This is a genomic window from Haloarcula sp. H-hyl2 (assembly GCF_056934385.1).
This window is the reverse complement of the sequence record NZ_JBRIIJ010000002.1, coordinates 1,349,584-1,367,976: the sequence shown is the minus strand read 5'-3', so window position 1 is coordinate 1,367,976 and position 18,393 is coordinate 1,349,584. Positions and strand designations below refer to the sequence as shown.

16 protein-coding genes and 1 tRNA gene are annotated in these 18,393 nt (G+C 63.3%); 11 read left to right on the top strand and 6 right to left on the bottom strand.

Going from position 1 to position 18,393, the window contains the following annotated elements:
- Positions 1 to 17: 17 nt before the first annotated feature.
- The gene (locus Hhyl2_RS16880) at positions 18 to 209 is read right to left on the bottom strand and encodes a DUF7331 family protein (protein ID WP_483551926.1); all 192 of its coding nucleotides are present in this window, start codon (positions 207 to 209) and stop codon (positions 18 to 20) included.
- 99 nt (positions 210 to 308) lie between these two features.
- Between Hhyl2_RS16880 and Hhyl2_RS16875 the strand changes: the two genes are divergently transcribed.
- The 5 genes from Hhyl2_RS16875 to sufD all read left to right on the top strand — a co-directional run bounded on the left by Hhyl2_RS16875 (position 309) and on the right by sufD (position 9,032).
- Positions 309 to 4,337: a DNA polymerase domain-containing protein gene (locus tag Hhyl2_RS16875; protein ID WP_483551925.1), complete on the top strand. Its 4,029-nt coding sequence runs from the start codon at positions 309 to 311 to the stop codon at positions 4,335 to 4,337.
- A 202-nt stretch (positions 4,338 to 4,539) separates the two neighbouring features.
- On the top strand, positions 4,540 to 5,262 hold the full coding sequence (locus tag Hhyl2_RS16870; protein WP_483551924.1) for a DUF4166 domain-containing protein: 723 nt from the start codon (positions 4,540 to 4,542) through the stop codon (positions 5,260 to 5,262).
- A 162-nt stretch (positions 5,263 to 5,424) separates the two neighbouring features.
- Entirely contained in the window at positions 5,425 to 6,351 is a 927-nt protein-coding gene (locus Hhyl2_RS16865; RefSeq protein ID WP_483551923.1) for an ATP-binding cassette domain-containing protein, read from the top strand.
- A gap of 36 nt (positions 6,352 to 6,387) precedes the next feature.
- The gene (gene sufB, locus Hhyl2_RS16860; protein ID WP_483551922.1) at positions 6,388 to 7,818 is read left to right on the top strand and encodes a Fe-S cluster assembly protein SufB; all 1,431 of its coding nucleotides are present in this window, start codon (positions 6,388 to 6,390) and stop codon (positions 7,816 to 7,818) included.
- A 2-nt stretch (positions 7,819 to 7,820) separates the two neighbouring features.
- Complete coding sequence (gene sufD / locus Hhyl2_RS16855) at positions 7,821 to 9,032, top strand: Fe-S cluster assembly protein SufD (RefSeq protein ID WP_483551921.1); 1,212 nt, start codon at positions 7,821 to 7,823, stop codon at positions 9,030 to 9,032.
- 133 nt (positions 9,033 to 9,165) lie between these two features.
- On the opposite strand, the gene Hhyl2_RS16850 is transcribed toward sufD, so the two are convergent.
- A complete protein-coding gene (locus Hhyl2_RS16850) occupies positions 9,166 to 10,800 on the bottom strand; it encodes an alpha-amylase family protein (protein WP_483551920.1) in 1,635 nt (544 codons plus the stop codon).
- A gap of 81 nt (positions 10,801 to 10,881) precedes the next feature.
- Positions 10,882 to 12,552, bottom strand: coding sequence for an alpha-amylase family protein (locus Hhyl2_RS16845; RefSeq protein ID WP_483551919.1), 1,671 nt, complete (start codon positions 12,550 to 12,552; stop codon positions 10,882 to 10,884).
- 146 nt (positions 12,553 to 12,698) lie between these two features.
- Between Hhyl2_RS16845 and Hhyl2_RS16840 the strand changes: the two genes are divergently transcribed.
- The 3 genes from Hhyl2_RS16840 (at position 12,699) to Hhyl2_RS16830 (ending at position 13,764) form a co-directional block, all read left to right on the top strand.
- Complete coding sequence (locus tag Hhyl2_RS16840) at positions 12,699 to 13,181, top strand: ferritin-like domain-containing protein (RefSeq protein WP_483551918.1); 483 nt, start codon at positions 12,699 to 12,701, stop codon at positions 13,179 to 13,181.
- A complete protein-coding gene (locus Hhyl2_RS16835) occupies positions 13,178 to 13,612 on the top strand; it encodes a metal-dependent transcriptional regulator (RefSeq protein WP_483551917.1) in 435 nt (144 codons plus the stop codon). The genes Hhyl2_RS16840 and Hhyl2_RS16835 overlap by 4 nt, the downstream gene beginning before the upstream one ends.
- 48 nt (positions 13,613 to 13,660) lie before the next feature.
- Positions 13,661 to 13,764: transfer RNA gene (locus tag Hhyl2_RS16830), tRNA-Gln, on the top strand.
- 176 nt (positions 13,765 to 13,940) lie between these two features.
- Here Hhyl2_RS16830 and Hhyl2_RS16825 read toward each other — a convergent pair.
- Positions 13,941 to 14,993, bottom strand: coding sequence for a TrmB family transcriptional regulator (locus Hhyl2_RS16825; protein ID WP_483551916.1), 1,053 nt, complete (start codon positions 14,991 to 14,993; stop codon positions 13,941 to 13,943).
- 186 nt (positions 14,994 to 15,179) lie between these two features.
- Here Hhyl2_RS16825 and Hhyl2_RS16820 point away from each other — a divergent pair, with 186 nt between their 5' ends.
- Positions 15,180 to 15,440: a HalOD1 output domain-containing protein gene (locus tag Hhyl2_RS16820; RefSeq protein WP_483551915.1), complete on the top strand. Its 261-nt coding sequence runs from the start codon at positions 15,180 to 15,182 to the stop codon at positions 15,438 to 15,440.
- A gap of 130 nt (positions 15,441 to 15,570) precedes the next feature.
- Entirely contained in the window at positions 15,571 to 15,774 is a 204-nt protein-coding gene (locus Hhyl2_RS16815; protein ID WP_483551914.1) for a hypothetical protein, read from the top strand.
- On the opposite strand, the gene Hhyl2_RS16810 is transcribed toward Hhyl2_RS16815, so the two are convergent.
- Positions 15,771 to 16,499, bottom strand: coding sequence for a GNAT family N-acetyltransferase (locus Hhyl2_RS16810; protein WP_483551913.1), 729 nt, complete (start codon positions 16,497 to 16,499; stop codon positions 15,771 to 15,773). The genes Hhyl2_RS16815 and Hhyl2_RS16810 overlap by 4 nt on opposite strands.
- A gap of 437 nt (positions 16,500 to 16,936) precedes the next feature.
- Here Hhyl2_RS16810 and Hhyl2_RS16805 point away from each other — a divergent pair, with 437 nt between their 5' ends.
- Positions 16,937 to 17,653 (top strand): HD domain-containing protein, encoded by a 717-nt coding sequence (locus Hhyl2_RS16805; protein WP_483551912.1) that lies wholly within the window; start codon positions 16,937 to 16,939, stop codon positions 17,651 to 17,653.
- On the opposite strand, the gene Hhyl2_RS16800 is transcribed toward Hhyl2_RS16805, so the two are convergent.
- A complete protein-coding gene (locus Hhyl2_RS16800; protein ID WP_483551911.1) occupies positions 17,648 to 18,358 on the bottom strand; it encodes a LysE family translocator in 711 nt (236 codons plus the stop codon). The genes Hhyl2_RS16805 and Hhyl2_RS16800 overlap by 6 nt on opposite strands.
- Positions 18,359 to 18,393: the final 35 nt, after the last annotated feature.

Below are 18,393 nucleotides of genomic sequence, written 5' to 3'. Positions count from 1 at the left end.
CGACGACGGCCGGCGAGTCAGTTCACCTCGTCCAGGGGCATCGCCACGTCTGACTGGAGCCAGGCGAGCGGGTTCTGGGCGTCGTAGAATACTGTCCCGTTGTCCACCTCGTAGGTCTCCGTCGTCTGGACCGCGTCCGGGAGCGCGGGCTCCGAACGCAGTTGCTCCGACCGGTCCGCCTCGCCATCCGCGGTAGCATGGTGCGACATGGGACTTCGTAGTCCGGTATGCCACACCATGACATATACTTTCTGCCCACGACAAATTCGACCGCCGGTGTTTTCATCGGGCACCTCGAAGGGAGGCCAATGAGTGACGAGAGTCAGCGAGCCCTCGGGGATTTCACGGGAGGGAGCGCCAGCGACGACCGGCCGGTCGACGAGGCGAAAGCGATCGCAGGTAGCGACGACGGCGGCACAGACGTGGTCGACCTCGACGAACGGCAGTTCCCGGACGTCGAGGGGACCGTCGAATTCGTCGTGACGCAGGTCGACTACACCGTCGAGGGGCGGGGCGACGACGAGTTCCCCGTCGTCCACGTCTTCGGCCGCACCGCCGACAACGAGCCTGTCCACGCCGAGGTCTACGAGTTCACGCCGTACTTCTACGCGCCGGCGTCGTCGGTCGACGCCGACCGCCTGCGTCAGTACGACCGCATCACGGGCTGGGAGGAGACCGACGCCGACGGTGAGCCCTACGAGTCGATCCGCGGTGAGCGTCTGGTCAAGATATTCGGCCAGACGCCACGCGACGTCGGCCAGATGCGTGACGACTTCGACCACTACGAGGCGGACATCCTCTTTCCCAACCGCCTGCTCATCGACAAGGACATCACCAGCGGCGTCCGGGTGCCGGCCCGTGAGAGCGACGACGGGGCCCTGACCGTCCATCACAGGGAGATCGAGGCCGTCGAGGCCACCGCTGACCCGCGGGTCAACACCTTCGACATCGAGGTCGACGACCGCTCGGGGTTCCCCGAGGACGGCGAGGAGAAGATCATCTGTCTCACCTCACACGACTCCTACGACGACGAGTACGTCGTCTGGCTCTACCAGTCGCCCGAGGGCGTCGACGGGCCCGCGGCACTGGCCGGCTACGACCCCATCGGTGACGGCGACCTCGACGTCGACGTTCGGATCTTCGCGGAGGAGGAGGCGATGCTGGAGTCGTTCGTCGACTACATCGTCGAGACCGACCCGGACGTCCTGACCGGCTGGAACTTCGACGACTTCGACGCCCCGTACCTGCTCGACCGACTCGAAGAACTCCAGAGCTTCGACCACGACTACGACCTCGACATCGACCGACTCTCGCGGGTCGACGAAGTCTGGCGCAGCGACTGGCAGGGCCCCGACATCAAGGGTCGAGTCGTCTTCGACCTGCTGTACGCGTACAAGCGCACGCAGTTCACCGAACTGGAATCGTACCGCCTGGACGCCGTCGGCGAACAGGAACTCGGCGTGGGGAAGGAACGCTACACCGGCGACATCGGCGACCTCTGGGAACAGGACCCCGAGCGCCTGCTGGAGTACAACCTCCGGGACGTCGAACTCTGTGTCGAACTCGACCGCGAGCAGGATATCGTCGACTTCTGGGACGAGGTCCGCACCTTCGTCGGCTGCAAACTCGAAGACGCGACGACGCCCGGCGACGCCGTCGACATGTACGTCCTGCACAAACTCCACGGCGAGTTCGCGCTCCCCTCGAAAGGCCAACAAGAGAGTGAAGATTACGAAGGTGGAGCGGTTTTCGACCCAATTACTGGCGTTAGAGAAAATGTCACAGTTTTAGACTTGAAGAGCCTCTACCCCATGTGCATGGTGACGACGAACGCGTCACCCGAGACGAAGGTCGACCCGGAGCGCTACGACGGCGAGACCTACCGCGCCCCCAACGGGACCCACTTCCGGAAGGAACCGGACGGCGTCATCCGGGAGATGGTCGACGAACTCCTGACAGAGCGCGAAGAGAAGAAGTCCCAGCGGAACAGCTACGACCCCGAAAATCCGGAGTACGAGCGCTTAGACCGGCAACAAGCGGCTGTCAAGGTGATCATGAACTGCTTCACGCCGGATACCGACGTGTTGACTCCGGCGGGCATCCGGAACATCCGGGACCTCGAAGTCGGCGACCACGTGTACTCGTTGGACCCGGACACGAGGGAGATGGAGGTGAAACCGGTCGTCGATACACACGCGTACCCCGACTACCGCGGCGACCTCGTCGATATCGAGACGAGCAAGATCGACTTCCGCGTGACGCCGAACCACCGGATGCTCGTCAGAAAAAACGAGACGAACGGGATCACCGAAGACGAGTATCGCTTCGTGGAGGCTGGCAACCTCGACGACGCGACGAACTACGAACTGCCACACGACTGGGACGGTCCAGACGGCGAGCCACTGGAAACCGTCGACCTCACGGAGTTAGTGGACGACTTTGAGGCGTGGGTCCGTCCCGAGGTCCACGGACACACGTTCGCCGCAGAACTCGGGTATTATCCCGATACGGTACTGAAAAACGACATCAGCGCGGAGGGATACGTCTTCGATCCGGATTCGTTCGAAGCCCACAGGGAGTACATCGAGGAGGTGGCCGAGCAGACGTTCGTCCACGCCGAGGCAGGTCGAAAGTGGATTCCAAGAACCTTCGATGGCGACGATTTCCTCGAACTGCTCGCGTGGTACATCACCGAGGGGAACGTCTACACGTCCGAGACGAAGCAGTTCGGAGAAAAAAAGCGGGGCTCCGCCACGACCGTCAAGATTGCCCAGCAAGCACTCACAGACGGTGGCCAGTCCCACCACGCGGACATCGGTGATCTGCTTGACCGGATGGCACTGGATTACTACGTCGACGACCACTCCTACCAGTTCACCTCGAAGCTCCTCGGAGACCTCCTGCGTGACCTCTGTGGTGGTAACAGCTTCGAGAAGCGAATCCCGGAGTTCGTCTTCGACCTGAGCCAACAGCAGAAACAGCGGTTCCTCGACACGCTCGTCGCCGGTGACGGTGACCGGCAGAAGGGGTCGTGGCGATACACCACCTCCAGCGAGCGGCTCCGCGACGACGTACTTCGGCTCTGTACTCACCTCGGTCTGACGGCGAACTACAATCGGGATAGCGGCTCGTGGCGGCTCTACGTCACCGAAGACAGCAAGAACACCCTCCGGATGCACCGGAGCGGTTCGGAAAGTACCGCCGAAGACGGTGTCTACTGTGTCACTGTCGAAGACAACCACACGCTTCTCGCGGGTCGGAACGGGACGTTCCAGTTCGTCGGCCAGTCGCTCTATGGCGTCCTGGGATGGGACCGGTTCCGCCTCTACGACAAGGAGATGGGGGCCGCGGTCACCGCCACCGGCCGTGAGGTCATCGACTACACGGACGAAGTCGTCGAAAACGAGGGATACGAGGTCGTATACGGGGATACGGACTCCGTCATGCTCCAGCTCGGGGACATCGGTGCCGCGGACGTCGACGGCGATGTCGAGGTCACCGACGAGATGCGGGAGAAACACCCCGAGATGGACGAGGAAGAACTGGTGACCATCGCAGCGACCATCCAGAAGGGGTTCGAACTGGAGGAGACGATCAACGCCTCCTACGACGAGTTCGCGCTGGAAGAGCTCAACGCCCAGTTCCACCGGTTCGAGATCGAGTTCGAGAAGCTCTACCGGCGGTTCTTCCAGGCGGGCAAGAAGAAACGGTACGCCGGCCACATCGTCTGGAAGGAGGGCAAGGACGTCGACGACATCGACATCACGGGCTTCGAGTACCAGCGATCGGACATCGCGCCGATCACAAAGCGCGTCCAGAAAGAGGTCATCGACCGCATCGTCCATGGCGAGGACGCCGACAACATCAAGACCTACGTCGGCGAGGTCATCGAGGATTACCAGGCCGGCAACGTCGACCTGGACGACGTCGGTATCCCCGGCGGCATCGGGAAGAAACTCGACAACTACGACACCGACACCGCCCAGGTCAGGGGCGCGAAGTACGCGAACCTCCTGCTCGGGACGAATTTCCAGAGCGGGTCGAAGCCAAAGCGGCTCTACCTCGACCGTGTACACTCGGACTTCTTCGAGCGTGTCGAAGCAGAACAGGGTCTCGACCCGGCACAGGACCCGCTCTACGGGGAATTCCGCCGGGATCCCGACGTGATCTGTTTCGAGTACGCCGACCAGATCCCCGAGGAGTTCGAGGTCGACTGGGACAAGATGCTCGACAAGACGCTGAAAGGCCCCATCGCACGCATCCTCGAAGCGCTGGATATCTCCTGGGACGAGGTCAAGAGCGGCCAGGAGCAGACGGGGCTCGGGCAGTTCATGTGAGAACCGCCTGCGCCAGCGGCGCGGGCGGCTTTTACGTTTTTGCGTGACGGGTGGCGAGGACCGCGAGCCACCCGAGCGGAAAAAGGTGGACGGACAGGAGCAGACCGGGCTCGGGCAGTTCATGTAGGATCGGGGCCGCGTGCGAGAGTTTAATTCTAGATCAGCAGTGGCGTTATAATGGTGGCTTCCGATAGGGTGGTCGATGGCAGGTCCCGACACCGAAACCCGAAATACAGGAACAGACGACGCCGACAGGCCTTCGATCTACGAGCGGGCGCTTGGCGACGACTTCGAGGACCTGCATCCGAAGATACAGGAGCGGTTCGGGTTCACGAGCGCGGACGACGTGGCCTGTATCGGCCGCGGGACCATGGAGTACGTCCGGAACGGCGGCCCGCACGTCCTGCCGTTCCTCTGGTTCGGCGCGACACACAACACGATGTTCCCGGAGGAGAACACCGCGGTCCCGTTCACCATCCGGAACTACGCCTACGAGGACGCCTTCGGTCGTGAGACGGTGACGTGGCTCCGAACCTTCGATATGCCTCGCCGCCGCCGGTTCGACGCCGCCATGATCTACAGCGAGGACCGTGACCGCATCGTCGACTACCTCGGGATTCACCATCATCTAGCCGTCGATATCTACCTCTCGGTGAGCGAGGAGGGCGGGATCGAGATCCAGACCGGCGCACAGCGCCTCTACGTACTCGATCGCGGGACGTCGTTCCCGCTGTGGCTCTCCGCACAGGCCAGCGTCCACGAGTGGTACGACGAGGACGCAGAGACGTTTCGGATCAGTGTCGACGTGTCGAACCCCCTCCTCGGCCCGGTATTCGAGTACACGGGTTCGTTCGACGTCGAATGGATCGACTGCGAGCGTGTCCCGGACGCGGTTCGGCCGTCGTCACCGACGAGAGGTGAGTAGTCCCTCGACAGCGCCGGCGCCCTTGCTGCAGCCAAAATACCGGGACAGTAGTGGTGGTTTCCTATATCGAAACATCGCTTTCCGATTCGAAAACCGAAGCGCCAAAACTCGAAACTATTATCAGCGCCTCGGCCCATGTTTCGGTTGACCTAAGAGACTACCATGGCAGTACTCGAAATCAACAATCTCCACGCTGCAGTCGCGGAAGAGGACGGTGAGACGATCCTTCGCGGTGTCGACCTCGAAGTCGAGTCGGGCGAGATCCACGCGCTGATGGGTCCGAACGGCTCCGGGAAGTCGACCACAGCGAAGATCATCGCCGGCCATCCGGCCTACGAAGTCACCGACGGCGAGGTCCTCATCCACCTCGAAGACGACGAATTCGGTGACGACGTCGACATCCCCGAGGACATGCGTACCTGGGACCTGCTCGACCTGGAGCCCAACGAGCGGGCTGCGCTGGGTATCTTCCTCGGCTTCCAGTACCCCGCCGAGATCGAGGGCGTCACGATGGTGAACTTCCTGCGGACGGCCCTCAACGCCAAGCTCGAAGAACGCGAGGAACTCTTCGAGGACGAGGACGAAGCCGAGGCCGAGGGCGAGGACACCAACGAGGACGCCGCCGGCTACGACACCTCGCCGATGGAGGGCAACGTCGAAGAGGGCGAGATCGGCGTCGCCGAGTTCCAGGAGATCCTCCAGGAGAAGATGGAACAACTGGACATGGACGAGAAGTTCGCCTCCCGCTATCTGAACGCCGGCTTCTCCGGCGGGGAGAAGAAACAGAACGAGGTCCTCCAGGCCGCGATCCTCGAGCCCTCGATCGCCGTGCTCGACGAGATCGACTCCGGGCTCGACATCGACCGCCTGCAGGACGTCTCCAACGGCATCAACGCGCTCCGTGACGAGCAGGGTGCCGGTATCCTCCAGATCACCCACTACCAGCGGATCCTCGACTACGTCGAACCGGACCACGTCCACGTCATGCTCGACGGTGAGATCGCCAAGAGCGGCGGGCCGGAACTGGCCGAACAGCTGGAAGACGAGGGCTACGACTGGGTCCGCGAAGAGGTCTACGAGGCCGCGTAACGCCCATCAGTCCACACCACATATTCCAATCAAACCATGAGTTCAGATCAAGACCATCTCAAAGAGACCGACACCGAGGCCCGTTTCGAGTTCAAGAAGGAGGAGAAGGCCGCCTTCGAGACCGAGAAGGGGCTCACCGAGGAGACCGTCCGGGTCATCTCGGAAGACAAGGACGAACCCGAGTGGATGCTCCAGCGGCGCCTGCGTGCCCTGGAGCAGTTCCAGGAGATGCCGATGCCGACGGGCTGGCCGGGCGCGCCGGACCTCTCGGAGGTCGACATCGACCACATCGTCCCGTACATCCGCCCGGACATCGAGACACGCGGCGGCGCCGAGTCCTGGGAGGACCTCCCCGAGGAGATCCAGGACACCTTCGACAAACTGGGCATCCCGGAAGCCGAGAAGAACGCCCTCTCGGGCGTGGGCGCCCAGTACGAGTCCGAAATCGTCTACCAGAACATGCAGGAGCGCTGGGAGGAGAAAGGCGTCATCTTCTGTGACATGGACAAGGCCGTCCAGGAGCACGAAGAGCTCGTCAAAGAGCACTTCATGACGAAATGTGTCCCCCCGAGCGACAACAAGTTCGCCGCGCTCCACGGCGCGGTCTGGTCCGGCGGGTCGTTCGTCTACATCCCGGAGGACACCACCGTCGAGATGCCCGTCCAAGCGTACTTCCGGATGAACTCGGAAGGGATGGGCCAGTTCGAGCACACGCTCATCATCGCCGAGGACAACTCCGAGGTCCACTACATCGAGGGCTGTTCCGCTCCGAAGTACTCGGCGTTCAACCTCCACAGCGGTGGCGTCGAGGTCTTCGTCGGCGAGAACGCCCACGTCCAGTACTCGACGGTCCAGAACTGGTCGAAGAACACGTACAACCTCAACACCAAGCGCGCCATCTGCGAGGCCGACGGCACGATGGAGTGGGTCTCGGGCTCGATGGGCTCGAAGGCCACCATGCTCTACCCGTCGACGGTCCTCAAGGGACCAGGCGCGACGGACAACCACATCACCATCGCCTTCGCGGGCGAGGGCCAGGACATCGACACCGGCGCGAAGGTCTACCACAACGCGCCGGACACGAAGTCGACCATCGAGTCCAAATCCATCAGCAAGGACGGCGGCCGCACGAACTACCGCGGCCTGGTCCACATCGCCGACGGCGCCGAGGACGCCTCGACCTCCGTCGAGTGTGACGCGCTGATGTTCGACAACGAGTCGACCTCCGACACCATGCCGTACATGGAGATCCAGGAGAACAAGGTCGACGTCGCCCACGAGGCGACCGTCGGCAAGATCGGCGACGAGGACGTCTTCTACCTCCAGAGTCGCGGTCTGGACGACGACGACGCGAAGCAGATGATCGTCGCCGGCTTCATCGAGCCGATCACGGAGGAACTGCCCATCGAGTACGCCGTCGAACTGAACCGCCTCATCGAACTGGAGATGGAGGGTTCGCTCGGATAACAATGAGTACGCAGGTACACGCGACACTGACAGAGGAGCAGGTCGAGCAGATCTCCGCCGATCTCGACGAGCCCGACTGGCTGCTGGAGACGCGACTGGAGGCGTTCGCGGCGCTCGAAGACCTCGAGATGCCCGACGTCATCCGGACGCCCGGCCGCCAGTGGACCAACCTCGACGCGCTCGACTACGAGACGCTGGTCGATCCCCTGGAGTACGCCCAGGACAAGGACCGCATCGACGCCGAGGGCGTCGACGTGCTCTCGTGGTCCGAGGCACTCGCCGAGCACGGCGACCTGATCGAGGAGCACTTCGGCAGCGTCGTCGATCCCCAGCGGGACTATCTGACCGCGCTGTCGACCGCGCTGTTCTCGGCCGGCACCGTCGTCTACGTCCCCGAGGGCGTCGACGCCGAGGACGTGAAGATCCGGACGACGATGAACAGCAAGTCGCTGTTCAACTACACGCTCGTCGTCGCCGAGGACTCGTCGTCAGTGACGATCCTCGAACGCCAGACGACAGGTGATTCAGTCGAGGGCGAGCGCTACTACTCCGGCGTCGTCGAGGCCGTCACCGGCGAGAACGCCTACGTCCAGTACGGCGCGCTCCAGAACCTCTCGGAGGAGACCTACAACTACCAGGTCAAGCGCGGCCACGCCGACACCTACAGCACGGTCGACTGGATCGAGGGCAACATCGGCTCGCGACTCACGAAGACCAGCGTCGAGACGCGGCTCCTGGGTGACTCCAGCGAGTCCCAGATCGTCGGCGCGTTCTTCGGCCACAACGACCAGCACTTCGACATCGGCTCGCGGGTCTGGCACGAGGCCGAGCACACCGTCGCCGACCTCGTTACCCGCGGCGTGCTCGACGACGAGGCCCGCTCGGTCTACGAGGGCGTCCAGGACGTCGGCACCGAAGCCTGGGACACCTCCTCGTACCAGCGTGAGAACACGCTCATGCTCTCCGAGGAGTCCGAAGCCGACGCCTCGCCGAAACTGATCATCAACAACCACGACACCGAGGCCTCCCACTCCGCGACGGTCGGGCAGGTCGACGACGAGGACATGTTCTACATGACCTCCCGCGGTGTCAACCCCGAAGCGGCGAAGAACATGCTCGTCGAGGGCTTCTTCGTCCCCGTCCTCGACGAGGTCGCGGTCGACGAACTCCGCGAGGATCTGGACGACCTCATCGTCCAGCGGTTGACCGCATAGGTCCTCTACGGGCCATCTTCCGTTCTGCTGTCGCTCTCCAGAGAGATCCACATCAGCGGGCGCATCCTACCTGGAGAGAACGAACTGGTCCGACGAGTGGGCGCACCCTGCCTACTGTACGGACGGACTGTTCTCAGTCCCAGTCGCTCTTGTCACCGTGCAGCCAGACGTAGTCGTGGGGGTCCAGCAGGAACGTGACGCCGCCGTCTTCGACGTGGTAGCCGCCGGGGCCGAGTTCCTTCGAGGTGTCGGCGTCGGGGACTTCCCACTGGAGGACCGACTCGCGGTAGTCGTCGGCGAAGTTGTGTGCGAAGATGAACGCGTGGTCGTGCGTGTCCACGCGGTGGACCATCACGTCCTTGTGTCCGGTGTCGGCCATGTGGAAGTCGCCGTCACTGAGGATCGGATGTTTCTGGCGCGCGTGGACGATGTCCTGGACGCGCGAGAGCAGCGACCCCTCCTGACCACGCTGGTCGGCGACGTTGATGTGCTCGTAGCTGAAGTCGTTGCCGACCATCGGCGGGTTGTAACAGTCCTCCCGGTCGGCCGTCGAGAAGCCGCCGTTCTCGCTGTCGTCCCACTGCATCGGCGTCCGGACCGACTCACGCTCTTCGAGCCAGAGGTCCGAGCCCATGCCGATCTCGTCGCCCGAGAGGATGACAGGCGTGCCGGGATACGAGAACAGCAGGCTGTGGGCCATCGCGATGCGGTCGTGGTCGCCGTCCAGCAGATCGGCCAGGCGCAGGCGGTGACCCCGTCCGAAGATCCACGAGGAACCGTCCTCGGGCCCGAACTGCTCACGGGCGTGTTCGAGGGCGTCGTTCGGGAGCTTCAGCAGGTTCCACTCGTCGTGGTTCCGCAGGAAGTTCGCCCACTGTCCCACGTGGGAGATGTCCGGGAGAAGCTCGTCAGCGTGGTGGAGCGGCCAGGTGTCTCTGACGCCGAGGCCGTAGGTCATGTGGGCGTTCAGGACGAAGTTGAACATCAGGTCGAAGGCGTTGCCGTCCGCGAAGTAGTAGTCGAGTTCGTCCGGCTGGTCGTCGGCCTCTGCCAGCAGGATGGCGTGGTCCTTCTCGGCGCGGACGATGTCTTTCATCTCCTCGAACATCCAGACGCCCTCGGTCGTGGCGTTGTGGCCCTTCGCCTGGAGCATCGGGTGGGCGGCGTCGATACGGAAGCCGTCGGCACCCTGGTCGAGCCAGAACCGCAGGACGTCGTGCATCTCGTCGCGGACCTTCGGGTTCGAGACGTTGAGGTCGGGCTGGTGGTGGTAGAACTGGTGGAAGTAGTGTTTGCCCGCGACGTCGTCGTAGCTCCAGACGCCGTCCTCGTACTCTGGGAAGATGTTGATGGTGTTGTAAGCGTCGTGGACGTCGCTGGTCCAGAGATAGTAGTCGTGGTACTCCGATTCGGGGTCCTCGCGGGCCCGCTGGAACCACTCGTGGTCCATAGAGGTGTGGTTGAACACGAGGTCGGTCAGGACCTTGATGTCCCGTTCGTGGGCCTTGTCGGTGAACTCCCGGAAATCTTCGAGCGAGCCCAGTTTGTCGTGGACGTCGCGGTAGTCGGCGACGTCGTAGCCGTTGTCTCGGAGAGGGCTGGGATAGAACGGGCGCAGCCAGAGACAGTCGACACCCAACTCGTCGAGATAATCCAGCTTCTCGATGAGGCCTCGGAAGTCGCCCCAGCCGTCGCCGTTGCTGTCGTTGAACGTCTTCACGTCGAGCGTGTAAATGACGGCATCCTCGTGCCAGCCTGGGTCAGTCATCTCTTGGCCTACATCATCGTGGCCCGGATAGTGAGCGTTTCGACTCGGTGGAGACGAAACCAGGGACCGACTGCAGTGTCGTCAGGTGGTCCTATGACGCGGAACGCCGAGGCGTACCCAGCAGAACTCGGTCGGCGGACAGTGGACGCGGAGCGTCTCGTCGTCGAGCGTGGCCGCAGCATCGCCGTAGAGGTGGGTCATAGTTCCGGTGTCACCCCCCTGGAGGTCCGAGACGTCGATCGCGACGTTTGCCTCGGTCTCCCCGATGTTGTGGACGGTGACGAGTGTCGCGGTCCCCAGCGTGCTCCGGTTTGCGAACACTCCCTCGGGGTCGGTCTCGACGACAGCGTGCTCGCCACGCCCCAGTTCCGGACAGGTGCGCCGGAGCGACGCGAGGTCCGAGACGACGTTCAACAGCGAGTCCGGGTCGGTCAACTGGTCGTCGGCGTTGATCCGGTGGTAGCCGAACGGGTCGTCGTCGACGACCGGCCGGAAGAGGTCGTCGGCGTCGGCCGTCGAGAACCCAGCGTTGGGTGACTCGTTCCACTGCATCGGCGTCCGGACCGCCTCGCGACCGGGGAGCGAGAGGTCCGCCCCCATCCCGAGTTCGTCGCCAGCGACGACGATGGGTGTGCCGGGCAACGCGAACAGGAGGCTCTGGGCACAGGCCAGCCGGTCCGTCTCGCCGTCGAGGATGTCCGCGATCCGCAGGCGGACGCCACGGTGGAAGATCCGGGAATCGGCGTCGCCGATGCGCTCCATCGCCGTCTCGAACAGCTCGTCGTCCTGGAGGGCAGCGAGGTTCAGTTCGTCGAAGTTGCGCAGGAAGTTCGCCCACTGGCCGTGCGGGACGATGTCGGCGTGGTCGGGCAACAGGTCGAACCCGCGTTCGACGTAGCCGGCGTCGCCCGTCTCCAGCGCGTACACGAGATGAGCGTTCATGACGAAACTCAACAGGAGGTCGAACTCGTCGCCACTGTCGCCGACGTACTTCCGGAGTTCCGCGGGTTCGTCGTCGGCCTCGGCCAGCAGTATCGCGTCGTCACTGTGTTTGCGGACCGTCGTCTTCATCTCGGTGAACAGCTCGTGTGGCTCGTCGATGGTGGTCGGTCCGGCGCCCTTCGGCGAGATCATCGGCGTCGCCGCGTCGATACGGAACCCGTCGACACCGAGGTCCGTCCAGAAGGCCAGCACCTGGCGCAGTTCCGCACGGACCGCCGGGTTCGCGACGTTCAGATCGGGCTGGTGCGAGTAGAACTGGTGGAAGTAGTACGACTCGGCTTCCTCGTCGTAGCTCCAGACGTCGTCCTCGGCGTCGGGGAAGATGTTCGTTCGGTCCGGCGCATCGGCCGGGTCGTCGGTCCAGAGGTAGTAGTCGCGGTACGGCGAGTCGGGGTCCTCGCGGGCCCGCTGGAACCACTCGTGGTCGGTCGAGGTGTGGTTGAACACCATGTCGACGAGCACCCGCATGCCCCGGTCGTGGGCCGCGTCGAGTAGGTCCCGGAAGTCACCAAGCGAGCCCAGTTTCGAATGGATGCCGTAGTACTCTGCGACGTCGTAGCCGTTGTCCCGCCAGGGACTCGGAAGGACGGGCAGGAGCCAGAGACAGTCGACACCCAATCTGTCCAGATAGTCGAGTCGGTCGGTGATGCCCTGGATATCGCCCACCCCATCGCCGTTGCTGTCGTTGAACGTCTTGACGTCGATCTCGTAGACGACCGCATCACGGAACCAGTCACGACTGAAACCCATGCGATGTCCCGCTGTTCGGCCGCATCCCTCATAAGTGTGTGACCGACACACACGGCGTGTCGAGACAGGGAACCGCTTAAGTCGCCGCCTCCCCGAACTGCTCGTATGATTGTCTCGGCACGTGAGCACCGGACGGGGTGGGCAGCGTGAGCCTCCAGGCACCGATCGCTTCGGACCACCAGCTCGCCCGGCTCCTCCAGATCGGGGTCGTCCTCGAGGAAGTGGTCGAGGCTCGTGCCCAGAAGCACGCTCAGGCGAGCGACGACCCGCTGGACCCGGCCGTCGCCGAACTGCTGGATCACGCCGCCGCCGAATCAGCGGACCACCGCAAGCGCCTGGAGACACTGGTCGACGACCTCGACGCCGATACCGTCCCCTTCGACGAGATCGAGACGCTGGTCGAGGCCCAGTACGAGACCGACGAAGACTTCGACGGCATCCTCTACGACCAGCTCTGTAACGAGGAGACCGCCTACAAGTTCTACGACGACCTCATCGAGGCTATCGAGACGTCCGACGCGACGTTCAGTATCGAGCGCGAGCGACTCCTCGATGTCCTCCGTGGCATCCGCGAGGAGGAGGCCGAGGGCGTCGAGGAAGTGACCGAACTCATGGAGGACCACGGATGAACACACAAGCGCAGTACCTCAAGGCGATCTATCTGGTCCAGGACCAGTCGGACGGACCGGCATCGACGGGCGACGTCGCCGACCTGCTCGACGTGAGCCCGGCCAGTGCCAACGAGATGATCGGGAAACTCGAGGAGCGTGGCCTGCTCGAACACGAGAAGTACAAGGGCGTCGATCTGACCGACGACGGTATCAAACAGGCCAGAGACGCGCTCCAGAACTACTGTATCATCGAACGGTTCCTCGTCGAGGTTCTGGAGGTCGAGGAGTTCCGAACCGAGGCCAAACAACTGGAGGGTGTCATCGACGAGACGGTCGCGGAACGGCTCGACACGATCATCGACCGCGAGCCCCAGTGCCCCGACTGCTTCGACGCCGAGGACGACGTCTGTGGCCTCCTGGAGACCGAAGCCGAGGTCATCAGCGACTGACACTCGAAGCGTTCAAGTACGTTCCAGCGGTTTGTTCTGGTGCTGCCCAGTCCCGTGGTGTAGTGGCCAATCATAAGGGCCTTTGGAGACAGTCGGTTCGCGCCGGGTGTCGAAGACAGCCCTTGACGGCGGTTCGAATCCGCCCGGGACTACTTCTCGCGAACGAACGTGAGCGAGAGTCGTCCCCATAGGATTCGAACCCTGGAAGACGAACGATGCGCGGCGCGTGCGCCGCGCTGGCGAGCGGTGAAACCGCGAGCCGAGTGAGTCTTCCTTCGGTTCGAATCCGCCCAAGCGCCGAAGAACAACCGGCCGTGTTCGAGCGCGGCTACGACCGGCGATCGATCTCGAACCCGTGTGCGGCGATGTCTTCGAGGGTGGCGTCCCAGCCACCGACGGTGAGATCACCCTCGGAAGTTTCGATGGTGAACTGAGCGATGTCGGGCAGTATCGCCGTCGACTCCAGATCACTCGGGGCCACGTGATGGTCGACGATCGGCCCGGACCACCCACCGCGGTAGCCGGTCTCTGTCTCGTGACCTTCGATAGTCGCGACGAGAGGCGACTCGGCGTCGAAACGATCCGATAGCGCAGAAAGTGCCTGCCAGGGAGTGAGATACCGCCGCGGGAGGTCGAAATCCGTCCGAATCGGCGTCGAGCCCAGCCAGAACTGCTGGCTGTACCGCCGGAACATGTCGATGATATTGTCGTCGTTGGTTGCCAGCGCCGGGCGGTTCACGGACACACCGATACCGCGGAAGACACCGTACTCGCGGTCTGCAGCGACGATGGTGTCGGCCATGGTCCGGTAGCGAACGACCAGCCCGTCGGGATAGGCGAGGTTCTCGACGGCGGCGCGATCACTGGACTGGAGCAGGAGTCTGACTGTCACACCCCTGTCGAGGGCGACTTCGATCTCGGCCTCGATGTCCTGGTACCAGGAGAGTGGGATCGAGAGATAGAGCCACCAGTCGGCGCTCTCGACCGCGCTCACGACGTGTCGCCTGACCGATGCTTCGTGTGTGAGGAACGTGACGAATCCGCCGGAGGTCGACACCTCGTCGAATCGTTTCGTGAGCTGCTCGGTGGCCGTCTCGAAGGTAGATTCGAACTGCGCCATCCGCTGGCGCTTGAGTGCAGCGAGGCCCTTCTCCGGTGGGACGGCGACGGCCTCCTTGGCCTCACTGCCCTCGTGGACCTCTACCAGGCCGGCGTGCTGGAGGTCGTCGACGACGTCGTAGATCCGCTGTGTCGGGACGTCAGCGTGGTCGGCGAGCTGGACGAGTTCCGCCGTTCCCAGGGTCACCGAGGCGATGTAGGTCCGGGACTGGTACTCGGTCAGTCCGATCTCGCTGAGGGTCTCGACGAGGTTATCGTCCATCTACGTCCCCTCCCGCTCTGGGTCGGTGTTCGAGCCACCCCTGCGATACCACATAGCAGAAACTCACTGTGCTGGCTAAAATAGCTTCGGCCGGCCCTGGGAGCGAGGCGAGTCGCTTCACCATCGTCGGTGGTGAAGAATTGATGTCAGCGAGGACTTATGTAATACGAGACTGATGGTTACCCTATGTATTCGGGAGAGTCGGTGGTTCGAGAAATCGTCGAGCGGGTAGCAGAGCGGGAGGGGGCCGACCCGGTAGCGCTGGACCCGCCGTTGCATTCGGCGATCGATACGGACGCACTGACATCGCTGTTTACCGATGGTGGACGCGAGAACGATTCGGAGACTGTCGTCCAGTTCACGTACCAGGGCTATCAGATCACGGTCGATAGTTCCGAGTCAGTCAGTGTGAGTGAACCGGTCCGGGAACCGGATACACTGCTGTGAGCGGCCAGCGGGACGACAGTCCGGACCCGGTGATGTAGTAGCCCCCTCGCCCGTACCGAGCGACCGCGCTGTTTTCACAGCGTGGGAACGGGTCATCGGCTTTTTGTTCGAACGGGAGCGACCGCTAGATATGCAACACGAGGGACTCCAGACAGTGGTCGACGGCGGGCCGATCCCCGCACACCTCACCACGGGCTATCTGGTCGGTGACGTGCTCCTCGGTATCGGTGTCGCGGTGGCACTGTTCGGTCTGTACTACTGGACGGTACTCAGGCCAGCGCGCCAGCGGTCGTCACGGCCGAACCGATCGGGCCGGAACGATACGACAGACTAGAGGTACGCCGCGTCCCACCGGATCGGTTTCCGGACGTTGCCGCAGTTGTCACACTCGATGCGGCCCATCGAGTCCATAGCGTTCGCCAGCGTGTTGCAGTTGCTACAGAAGTAGCCGTATCTGTTCTCCCCGTCCTCGTCGGCGAAGACCACGTGGAACGGGGCGATCGATCCCCGCTCGTGGTTGTCGTGGTCGACGAAGACCGTCCGCCCGGTGTCGTCCTCGATCGGTTCGCGGCCCCACTGTTCGGTCTCCGAGTAGATGTTCTCGACGTACGTCCGGCCGTCGATCTCGACCTGTTCGGTGCCGACCTGTTCGAAGTCCCGCTCCGCGTAGAAGGTGTTGCCCTCGACGTTGTCCTCGAGGACGCGGCCGTGGAGGTGTGAGACACCACGGTCTTCGAGGTGGGTCCGGGTCGCATCGAACAGGTCCGAGGCCAGCCCCTCACCGCGATGCGCCGGGTCGACGTGGAGCCACAGGAGCGTGCCGGTGTTGTCGGCCGAAACGACGCTCTCGGAGAACCCCACGACCTGTTCGTCCCGCTGGACGACGAGCAAGAGGCGGTCGTCGTCGGCGAGGGTCTCGGCGAGTCGATCCTCGTCGTACCACTCCTCGATCGCACTGTTGATCGCCTGTGGGCCGAGCGAGTACGACGCCTGGAGCGACCGTCGGGCGACGTCCCTGATCGCCGGTCTGTCGGCGGGTTCTGCTGGTCGGATATCCATATGTCAGTGGTCGACACGAACCGGTATAAACGTACAGCCCGGTCGTCGGTCGATAGGAGAAGAAGACCCACTCACTAGTACGTCCACAAATAGATTATATTCTTAGAGTATTAGCCGGGAAAGCCTTTTGTATGTGTACGAAATATCAGTGATTGTCCCTGGAGGTGAACAGATAGGAGAATTGCTGACTGTCCGACGCCCCCTGACTCCGGTGTGCCAGTACTGCCTGTCCGTCCGACTCGTCGAGCTGGGTACCGCCGCTCGCTCAACCATCGTGCTGTTCGGTACCCTTTCTGAAACTGTCCGATAGCGAACACCGCCCAGCGACGGTGTGACTATGCACGTATTCTCACAGGAGACTGTCGTAACGCTAAAGAGTCGAACGTACCTTCCTAGTTATAAGATGAATATCGGAATCTGTCGGCGGAGGTGGTTCTGTGGGCGTCGAAATTAGGGAGTCACCAGTCTCGGACGAGGAGTTCGAAGCGATGCAGGAGTTCGTCCACGACTACCTGGCTGCCAGCGTCGAGAACGAGGAGGAGGGCGGGCGCATGCGATGGTACCCCTGGCACTCTGCGGAGTACCGCTTCAACCACATCCTCAACGTCGTCGACCTCGCGACGAAGATCGCTCGTCGGGAGGGCGCGAACGTCGACGTCACGCGCGTCGCGGCCCTCTTCCACGATATCGCGAAGCTAGAGGCCGAACAGGACGTCCACGCCGAGGCCGGTGCCCGTATCGCACGTGAGTACCTCCACACCCACGGTGAGTACCCCGAATCGTTCGTCGAGCAGGTGTGTTCGGCCGTCGAGGACCACTCCTATCAGGGAGATCTGACGGACCTCCCGCTGGAGACACAGTGTCTCATCGAGGCCGACATCCTGGATAAGGTCGGTGCCAACGGGACGGCCCTGATGCTGTTGCGGATGGGCTACGAGGCACGGACCCACATGGACGCCGCCGAGATGGTCGACCGCGTCATCGAGCGCGGCTACGACGCCCGCGAGCGCGTCGAGAGCGATACAGCCGAGACCATCGTCCACAAACGGCTCAAGCGGACCCGCTGGTTCCAGGAGTGGCTCGAACTCGAAGTCGCAGAGATGGACGCCGAGGAATCACTGGACGACGTCGCCACCGGAATGGGCGATTCATAGAGCCTGGAAGAGGAACAGGATTCCAGACGACGCGAGCACGAGCGCGCTCGCCCACGCGACGACCGGTGCGAGACGCTCGACACGCCGACGCGCGGCGACGATAGCCGCCGGGAACCCCGTTATCCAGACGACGATACCACCGAACAGCCCCGCGAGCAACACCGGATGGCCCGTCTGGACGACCAGGAGTCCCGACAGCTCCGTCCCGACCGCCGGGAGGTACGACAGCACGTCGATACGGCCGTCGTCCAGCAGGCCGATACCGACGGTGAGCCAGAACGCGACCTGGTACGGGTTGGTCAGCGCCAGCACGAGGGCCTTCCGGAACCCCTGGCTCTCCTCGTCGACGTCGGTGTCCGCGTTCGAGAGGGCGTTGGCCTCCCGGACGGCACCGTAGGCGAACCACACCATCAGGAGGCCCCCGCCGGCGATCATCAGTCGTCGGAGTCCGGGCGTGTCCGTGACGACCGTCGCAGCGCCCAGCACGGCGAGAACGAAGAAACACGCGTCGGCCGTCATCGCGCCGAGTCCGGCCGTGAACCCGGCTCGCCAGCCACGGACCGCACTCTCCTCGGCGATGACGGCGTTCATCGGCCCCGGTGGCGCGGCCAGTGCGAGGCCGAACAACACACCACCCAGTGCTGTCGGAACGAGCGCGACGATGCCGGTAGCGAACACCAGCAGTGTGACGGGAGAGAGATGCATCTATGGTGTCGGAATCGAGAGAGAAGAGCGCTCGC

Coding starts and splice junctions, on each gene's coding strand:
- Hhyl2_RS16865 (WP_483551923.1), top strand. CDS start 5,425: ATGGCAGTACTCGAAATCAACAATCTCCACGCTGCAGTCGCGGAAGAG.
- Hhyl2_RS16845 (WP_483551919.1), bottom strand. CDS start 12,552: ATGGGTTTCAGTCGTGACTGGTTCCGTGATGCGGTCGTCTACGAGATC.
- Hhyl2_RS16870 (WP_483551924.1), top strand. CDS start 4,540: ATGGCAGGTCCCGACACCGAAACCCGAAATACAGGAACAGACGACGCC.
- sufD (WP_483551921.1), top strand. CDS start 7,821: ATGAGTACGCAGGTACACGCGACACTGACAGAGGAGCAGGTCGAGCAG.
- Hhyl2_RS16815 (WP_483551914.1), top strand. CDS start 15,571: ATGCAACACGAGGGACTCCAGACAGTGGTCGACGGCGGGCCGATCCCC.
- Hhyl2_RS16880 (WP_483551926.1), bottom strand. CDS start 209: ATGTCGCACCATGCTACCGCGGATGGCGAGGCGGACCGGTCGGAGCAA.
- Hhyl2_RS16810 (WP_483551913.1), bottom strand. CDS start 16,499: ATGGATATCCGACCAGCAGAACCCGCCGACAGACCGGCGATCAGGGAC.
- Hhyl2_RS16835 (WP_483551917.1), top strand. CDS start 13,178: ATGAACACACAAGCGCAGTACCTCAAGGCGATCTATCTGGTCCAGGAC.
- Hhyl2_RS16820 (WP_483551915.1), top strand. CDS start 15,180: ATGTATTCGGGAGAGTCGGTGGTTCGAGAAATCGTCGAGCGGGTAGCA.
- Hhyl2_RS16800 (WP_483551911.1), bottom strand. CDS start 18,358: ATGCATCTCTCTCCCGTCACACTGCTGGTGTTCGCTACCGGCATCGTC.
- Hhyl2_RS16875 (WP_483551925.1), top strand. CDS start 309: ATGAGTGACGAGAGTCAGCGAGCCCTCGGGGATTTCACGGGAGGGAGC.
- Hhyl2_RS16850 (WP_483551920.1), bottom strand. CDS start 10,800: ATGACTGACCCAGGCTGGCACGAGGATGCCGTCATTTACACGCTCGAC.
- Hhyl2_RS16825 (WP_483551916.1), bottom strand. CDS start 14,993: ATGGACGATAACCTCGTCGAGACCCTCAGCGAGATCGGACTGACCGAG.
- sufB (WP_483551922.1), top strand. CDS start 6,388: ATGAGTTCAGATCAAGACCATCTCAAAGAGACCGACACCGAGGCCCGT.